This is a genomic window from Bacillus sp. 05T31, assembly GCF_056396725.1.
On record NZ_JBFTMA010000372.1, the window covers coordinates 1 to 6,296 of the forward strand.

5 protein-coding genes and 1 pseudogene are annotated in these 6,296 nt (G+C 36.6%); 5 read left to right on the plus strand and 1 reads right to left on the minus strand.

The window, feature by feature from the left end:
* The 3 genes from AC1DJR_RS19570 to AC1DJR_RS19580 form a co-directional block, all read left to right on the plus strand.
* On the plus strand, positions 1-412 hold a 412-nt coding region (locus AC1DJR_RS19570), incomplete at its 5' end, for a DUF421 domain-containing protein (protein ID WP_477003293.1).
* Between the two features lie 110 nt (positions 413-522).
* The gene (locus AC1DJR_RS19575; protein WP_044440442.1) at positions 523-1,164 is read left to right on the plus strand and encodes a FusB/FusC family EF-G-binding protein; all 642 of its coding nucleotides are present in this window, start codon (positions 523-525) and stop codon (positions 1,162-1,164) included.
* Positions 1,165-1,326: 162 nt separating this feature from the next.
* Complete coding sequence (locus AC1DJR_RS19580) at positions 1,327-2,238, plus strand: RCC1 domain-containing protein (RefSeq protein ID WP_477003294.1); 912 nt, start codon at positions 1,327-1,329, stop codon at positions 2,236-2,238.
* Between the two features lie 307 nt (positions 2,239-2,545).
* Here the strand turns inward: AC1DJR_RS19580 and msrA are convergent, their stop codons facing one another.
* On the minus strand, positions 2,546-3,079 hold the full coding sequence (msrA, locus tag AC1DJR_RS19585; RefSeq protein ID WP_477003295.1) for a peptide-methionine (S)-S-oxide reductase MsrA: 534 nt from the start codon (positions 3,077-3,079) through the stop codon (positions 2,546-2,548).
* 664 nt (positions 3,080-3,743) lie between these two features.
* Here msrA and AC1DJR_RS19590 point away from each other — a divergent pair.
* Together AC1DJR_RS19590 and ilvA are read left to right on the plus strand one after the other, a co-directional pair.
* Positions 3,744-5,100 (plus strand): annotated as a pseudogene (locus AC1DJR_RS19590) (dihydroxy-acid dehydratase domain-containing protein).
* 32 nt (positions 5,101-5,132) lie between these two features.
* Positions 5,133-6,296, plus strand: a 1,164-nt coding sequence (ilvA, locus tag AC1DJR_RS19595) for a threonine ammonia-lyase IlvA (RefSeq protein WP_477003296.1), incomplete at its 3' end; no start/stop codon positions are given.

Below are 6,296 nucleotides of genomic sequence, written 5' to 3' on the forward strand. Positions count from 1 at the left end.
CTCTCCGTCAATCATTATCCGTAATGGATATATTGACCGGGAACAACTAAGTTCAAATCATTTGGACATAAACCAATTACAGCAAATACTAAGACAACAAAAAGATATATTTTCAATCCGAGAAGTTGAGTATATGATATTAGAACCTAACGGAAACATAAGTGTATTGAAAAAAAGCAAATATGAATCGCCCACTATAAATGATTTAAGTTTAAAACATAAGCCTGTATACTTACCGATTTCATTAATTAGTGATGGAAAAGTAGTGAAAGATAATTTGAGGGAAGCAGGTTTTGATGAAGGATGGCTTTATAAACAAATAAAGCAAAAAGGGATTACTAAATTTGAAGATGTATTATATGCAGAATGGAAAACAGATGATGGTTTCTTTTGTCAGGAAATGCCTCGGTAGAACATAGTCAGAGTATGTAATGTTCATTTCTAAGTTATCTTTTACATATCAAAAAGCTGAATCATTGTATACAATAAGACTAGATCAACAATTTGTATGGAGTGATAAAGATGGAAGCTTTTATTAGAAGTGATCAATACAATTTTATAAAGTCACAAGCTTATATTTTAGCAAATGGGCATGCAACGGCAAATGATAGAGGTGTAATTCAAGCGTTAAAATCACTTGCGATTGAAAAGATAATACATGTATTTGAGAATTTAACGGATGAACAGAAAGAGTTAATTGATACGGTATTAACAGTTCAAAATAGAGAAGATGCAGAATCGTTTTTAATGAAAATAAATCCGTATGTCATTCCGTTTCAGGAAGTTACAGCACAAACATTAAAAAAATTATTTCCTAAAGCGAAAAAATTAAAGCTCCCTGATATGGAAGAACTGGACATGAAAGAATTATCTTATTTAAGCTGGATTGATAAAGGGTCAAGCAGGAAATTTATTATAGCGAAAAATGATAAAAATAAGTTTGTTGGTCTGCAAGGGACGTTCCAAAGTTTAAATAAAAAGAGCATTTGTTCATTATGTCATGGACATGAAGAAGTAGGGATGTTTTTAGTTGAAATTAAAGGTAATATACCAGGAACTTTCGTGAAAAAGGGAAACTATATTTGCAAAGATGGTGTAGCTTGTAATCAGAATATGAAATCACTTGATAAATTGAACGATTTTATTGAACGATTGAAGAAATAAAGAAGGAACCTCTAGTATTTAAACTGGAGGTTTTTATTTTTTTAAAGAAGTAATAGTAGTCTTTTTCGTAGATGTAGATTTATAAAAAGTCAGATCATTTATAATAAAATTTGATGAAAATATTTATTTTGATATGGTTGCTTATATACAAGGAGGTAAAACATGAATTACATTTCACCGAAAGAAGAGATATTAAAAATGAAACGGTGGCCTAAAGATACGATAGCAGCGGGGCGTGGTCATACTGTTGTTCTTAAATTGGATGGCACGGTGGTAGCAGTGGGGCGAAATAAAGAAGGTGAATGCAATGTAAGCAGCTGGTGTGATATGGAAGCAGTCGCTGCGGGCAATGTTCATATGGCGACGAACACTGGGAACGCTCATACAATCGCTCTTAAAAGTGATAATACTGTGGAAGCGGTGGGGTGGAATAAGCATGATCAATGCGATGTAAACGACTGGCATAATATTGTATCGGTTGCGGCGGGATGGCGTCGTACTATTGGCCTTAAACCGGATGGCACGGTAATAGCRGTGGGGCGAAATAAAGAAGAAGAATGCAATATAAGCGGCTGGAGAGATATTGTGGCGGTCGCGGTGGGTGACTGGCATACAGTCGGTCTTAAATTGGATGGAACTGTGACGACTGTGGGTAATAATCGATATGGCCAATGCAATGTAAGTRGCTGGCGTGATATTGTGGCGATAGCGGCRGGATATCTTCATACAGTTGGTCTTAAATCTGACGGTATGGTGAYGGCTGTGGGTAATAATAAACATGRYCAATGTGATGTAAGCGATTGGCGCGATATTGTGGCGATAGCGGTAGGGAGTAATCATACAATYGGTCTTAAATCAGACGGCATRGTGACGGCTGTGGGTAATAATAAACATGGTCAATGTGATGTAAGTGATTGGCGCGATATTGTAGCGATAGCGGCGGGTTGTGTCCATACAGTCGGTCTTAAATCAGACGGCACAGTGGTAGCGGTGGGTGATAACGAATATGGCCAATGCGATGTAGACAGCTGGCACAGTATCCGATTGCCCGATCCAAATATTTTGTTAATCTAAATATTTGTTGATGGGTAATAAGAATGTTTAATTTCTAATAAATCGCGATTGTTAATCGGAATAATTGGCTGTCTTGCTATAAGAATTTGTACGGATTTATTCACATTCATCAAGTGGACAATCAAACAAAGGAAATCTTGAATATGCTTAATAGTTATAGGGAGGGAATGAAATGACGAAGAAAAAGAATAGATTAAAAAACAAGATAGCACTTTGGACATTAACAGCGGTTGTTCTCATCATTGTATGGTACTTTTTTCAAAGATAAAAATGCATCGTACTTAAAAGGTACGATGCATTTTTATTATTATTTTTGCCAATTTTCTTTTATAAAGTCTTCACGACCAGATTCTTTTTGCTCGGTAGCATATTTCTCTGGATTCTTTTTATAGAAATGCTGGTGGTATTCCTCTGCTTCATAAAAAGGTGCAGCTGAGCGAATTTCAGTCACAATAGGACCTTTAAACATACCGCTTTCTGCWAGAGYTTGYTTTGATTTTTCWGCAAGCTCTTTTTGYGTTTCRTTATGATAAAAAATTGCTGTGCGGTAAGATGGACCACGATCGAAAAATTGTCCGCCGTCATCAGTTGGATCAATTTGTGGCCAATATAAATCTAGTAATTTTTGATAAGGAAAAATAGAAGGATCGAATGTAATTTGTACAACTTCTAAATGTCCAGATGTTCCAGTCTTTACTTGTTCGTATGTTGGGTTTTCTACATGACCACCTGCATAGCCAGAAAGTATTTTATGAATACCAGGAAGTTCATCAAATGGCTTTACCATGCACCAAAAGCAACCGCCTGCGAAGGTTGCGAGTTCGTATGTTTTTTCAGACATTGCTGTAATCCTCCTAAATGTATATGTTTTATACAGTATTATATAAAATGTTTTATTGCGCAATAAAAAAGATTTGAAAATATATGTTTTAAGTTGTTTTTCTTTATGTAGAAAAGCAAACATACTTAAGTAATATATGAGTACGTGTAAGAAGTTCATTCCAATTTTGTTTTGAGAAAAATAAATAACTTTTTAGTATATGAATTGAGATAAAAAAATAAATTTCCAAAAAATATATTGACAATGAAAAGAACAAAGTCCTATAATACGTTTAACAAATAAAAGTAAATTATGAATTTTCGGAATTTGCATTATGTATATGCAAAGAAGAGGAAAGTAGATGATTATGACCGTTTCAGAGAGCTACTCCAAGGCTGTGAGAGTAGTAACAATCTAATCATTGAAGATCACCTCGGAGCATCGCTTGCGAAAGGGAAACTGAGTAGAGGGCGGCGGCATCGTCTCCGGTAAAAGGACGGGGGTCTGGTTGGACCTACAAAGCTTATATTTCGTGAGAAGTGTAAGGAAGCTGAGTGGTAACGCGAAACTCTCGCCTCAGCAATCAAAGCTACTATTAAGTAGTAGTTGATTGCTGAGGTGAGAGTTTTTATTTTAAAAAATAGATTAAGTAAGAGAAAAAATGTGTAAGAAGGGATTTGACAAGATGAGAAGTGACATGATTAAAAAAGGTTTTGATAAAGCTCCGCATCGTAGTTTATTAAAAGCAACTGGTTTAAAAGATGAAGATTTTGATAAACCATTCATAGCAATTTGTAATTCTTTTATTGAAATTATTCCAGGTCATAAGCACTTAAATGAGTTTGGGAAACTTGTTAAAGAAGCAGTACGTGCAGCAGGCATGGTTCCATTTGAATTTAATACAATTGGAGTAGATGACGGTATTGCGATGGGCCATATCGGTATGCGTTATTCGCTTCCGAGTCGTGAAATCATTGCAGATTCAGTAGAAACGGTTGTAAATGCACACTGGTTTGACGGAATGATTTGTATTCCAAACTGTGACAAAATTACACCAGGTATGATGATGGCTGCACTTCGAATAAACATTCCAACTGTTTTCGTTTCAGGTGGTCCGATGGCAAGAAGCAATTGATGATGCGTTTGCACTTGATATGGCGATGGGTGGATCAACGAATACAGTATTACACACGTTAGCACTCGCACAAGAGGCGGGGTTAGATTACGATATGAACCGCATTGATGCAGTTTCAAGGCGTGTACCGCATTTATGTAAAGTAAGTCCAGCTTCTAATTGGCATATGGAAGATATCGATCGCGCAGGCGGGATTAGTGCAATTTTGAAAGAGATGAGCCGAAAAGAAGGGGTACTTCACCTTGATCGTATAACTGCTACTGGGCAAACATTAAGAGAAAACATTGCTCATGCAGAGATTCAAGATAAGGAAGTTATTCATTCTCTAGAAAATCCTCATAGTGAAGAAGGAGGATTACGTATATTAAAAGGAAACCTTGCGAAAGACGGAGCGGTTATTAAAAGCGGAGCAACAGAAGTAAAACGATTTGAAGGACCTTGTGTTATTTTTAATTCACAAGATGAGGCGCTTGCCGGTATTATGCTTGGAAAAGTTAAGAAAGGAGATGTAGTTGTTATTCGTTATGAAGGGCCAAGAGGCGGGCCAGGTATGCCGGAAATGTTAGCACCAACATCAGCAATTGCTGGTATGGGATTAGGAGCAGATGTTGCACTTTTAACTGATGGTCGCTTCTCTGGTGCTTCACGTGGTATTTCAGTAGGGCATATTTCACCAGAAGCAGCTGCTGGCGGAACGATTGCACTTCTTGAACAAGGAGATATTGTATGTATTGATGTTGAGGAACGCTTGTTAGAAGTGAGAGTTAGTGATGAGGAATTAGAGAAGCGTAAAAAAGGATGGAAACGACCAGAACCAAAAGTGAAAACTGGGTGGCTTGGACGTTATGCACAAATGGTAACATCGGCGAATACAGGTGCAGTTCTGAAAATCCCGGATTTTGATTGAGCCAATATAAAAAGAGATAAGGATGATATAAAATGGTGCAAAATGTAAAGGAGAGAGTGAAAATTGAAGATATCTTAATGGCTCATAATTGCATGAAAGATATCGTTATTAAAACACCGTTACAACGAGATTCAGTTTTATCTGAGAAATATGAATGTGACGTATATGTTAAGCGAGAAGATTTACAAGTTATTCGTTCTTTCAAAATTCGTGGTGCGTATAATTTAATTCAAAGTTTACCGAAAGAAAAGTTACAAAATGGTGTTGTTTGTGCAAGTGCTGGTAATCATGCACAAGGAGTTGCTTATACGTGTAATTTATTGAAGATTCCGTCAAAAATTTTCATGCCRACAACGACACCTAAGCAAAAAGTATCACAAGTTGAATTTTTCGGTGGTGATTTCGCAGACATTGTATTAGTTGGTGATACATTTGATAGTTCTTTCCAAGAGGCGCAGCGCTATTGTGTAGACAATAGGATGACATTTGTACATCCGTTTGATGATCCGTATGTCGTTGCTGGTCAAGGAACAGTCGCTGTTGAAATTATGCATGATATGGAGAAACCAGTTGATTATATATTTACAGCAATTGGCGGTGGTGGATTAGCATCTGGTATTGGTACATATGTAAAGGGGGTTAGTCCTACTACAAAGGTAATCGGTGTAGAACCGATGGGAGCTGCATCTATGAAAGAAGCTTTTCTTCAAAATGAGAATGTTGCATTAGAAAAGATTGATAGTTTTGTTGATGGAGCAGCTGTTAAGAAGGTAGGAAAGTTAACTTTTGAAACATGTAAAGATGTAATTGATGACATAGTTTTAGTACCAGAGGGAAAGGTTTGTACGACGATTTTAGAACTGTATAAGAAAAATGCAATTGTAGCAGAGCCAGCTGGTGCGCTTTCTATTGCGGCACTTGATCTATACAGAGATGAAATAAAGGGAAAAACAGTTGTATGCACGTTAAGTGGTGGAAATAATGATATTGATAGAATGCAAGAAATGAAAGAACGATCCCTTATTCATGAAGGATTAAAGCACTATTTCATCATTGAATTTCCGCAACGTTCAGGAGCACTACGAGAGTTTCTTGATAAAGGATTAGGACCGGAAGATGATATTACTCGCTTTGAGTATATTAAGAAACATAATAAAGAAAATGGTCCAGCTTTAGTGGGGGTAGAATTAAAACAT